1 protein-coding gene is annotated in these 1,509 nt (G+C 64.1%); it reads right to left on the reverse strand.

All coding sequences use genetic code 11. The annotated features are described in order from the left end of the window. On the reverse strand, positions 1 to 1,509 hold a 1,509-nt coding region (locus KA184_03415; GenBank protein ID MBP8128603.1), incomplete at both ends, for a hypothetical protein.

The following is a 1,509-nucleotide window of genomic DNA, read 5'->3' on the forward strand; positions in this document are numbered from 1 at the left end:
TAATCTGAGGATCGAGCACGACTTGGACATAGACGTAGCGATTGCCGCCCGTTTCCAAGACCCACGCGTATTCGTGCTCATTCAATGCGCCGTCGCCGTCGAGGTCGCCGCCGCTCGCGAACGGCTCCGCGTCACCAATCGTAACGGGCAGATAGTCATTTTGCAGATTTGCGATGGTCTCGATGGTATTGCCGAAATGAGTGCTGAGCAGGGAGAAAGCGGTCAGCACGTTTTCGTACTGTGCGAGTCCAAGCGATGCGTAGGAGGCTTCGGTCCGAAGTTGCGCAAGGTTGGCGTCGAATGCCTGGAGGGCGGCGCCGTTCAATGCGTGACCCGGGTCGCACGATACGGCGGCCAACACCGCGGTCTCCCAACTGTCCCGGAGACCGTTCATGTCGAGGTCCACTGTCTCCCACAACAGGCCGATCTTGGTGAAGAAGGCAGCGCCCTCTGCGTCGACCTCGCCGAGGCTGACGCAGACATCGCCGCTGCCGCACGCGCGGCAGCCGCCGCCGTCCGCAGTGGCCTCGGGGTCCAACGCCGACGCCGCGAAGGTTCCGAAATCCTCGGGACCGGCGACGAGTGCGCGATACTCGCCGCGGTTGCAGACGCCGTCGAGATCGGCGTCGCCCAACCAAGCAAGGTATTGCTCTGAACTCCGGTCGAAGCGATCGAGGTCGAGGGGCGGAATGCCGGGTATGTCCTCAAGGGCGTCCGCGACGATCAACATGGTCTCTTCTTCGCCGATGGTGGCCAGACCGGCGACCGCGCTCTCGAAGGTCGGACGGTCAATCTGCGTGAAGATGAAGGCGCCGATGGGCGTCGCGTCAAGTTCCTCCGCATAGGCGGCGGCTTCACTCTGATTGTGCGCGTATGCGCTCAGCACGCAGCAATGGCTGGGCGTATCGGGCGCGGCCAGCAGCGCATCGAGCAGCACGGCGTGCGCCCGGTCTATGATGCCGTTCTCATCCAGGTCCGCCGTATCCGGGTCTTCGTCCAAGAGCGGGTTGGTGTAGATAGCGATGAGGGCCGTCTCGAAACCGGCTTCAATGCCTGTGCTCTCGCAGGGGACATCGCAGGGTTGCGTGCACTCCGGGGGCAATTCACCCTCTCCTTCCCCTTCGCCCTCGCCCTCTCCCTCTCCCTCTCCCTCTCCTTCTCCTTCCCCTTCGCTTCCCCCTTCGCCTTCCCCTTCCCCTTCCCCCTCGCCCACGCACTGGCCTGGACCGGGGAACCAGTCCGCCTGGGACGCGCCCAGCAGATAGCAGCAGCGGCTGCGCATGCGGAAACACGCGTATTCGCCGGCATTTGTGAAACCGTCGCCGTCCGGGTCCGCGTCATGCGCGAGCACAAGCGGCAGTGTTGTGTAGTTCGCCATGTTAATCGGGGTGATGCCGAGGTCGGGTGCCCCGTCGCCGTTCAGGTCGACATTCGCGCCTTCCTGCAGCGCACGGATGGGAATCGCGGCGGAGTCGGCGTCTCCGAGCAGCAGGTACGCTGCGAGCACTT

It is taken from the genome of Candidatus Hydrogenedentota bacterium (genome assembly GCA_018005585.1).
GTDB lineage: Bacteria > Hydrogenedentota > Hydrogenedentia > Hydrogenedentales > JAGMZX01 > JAGMZX01.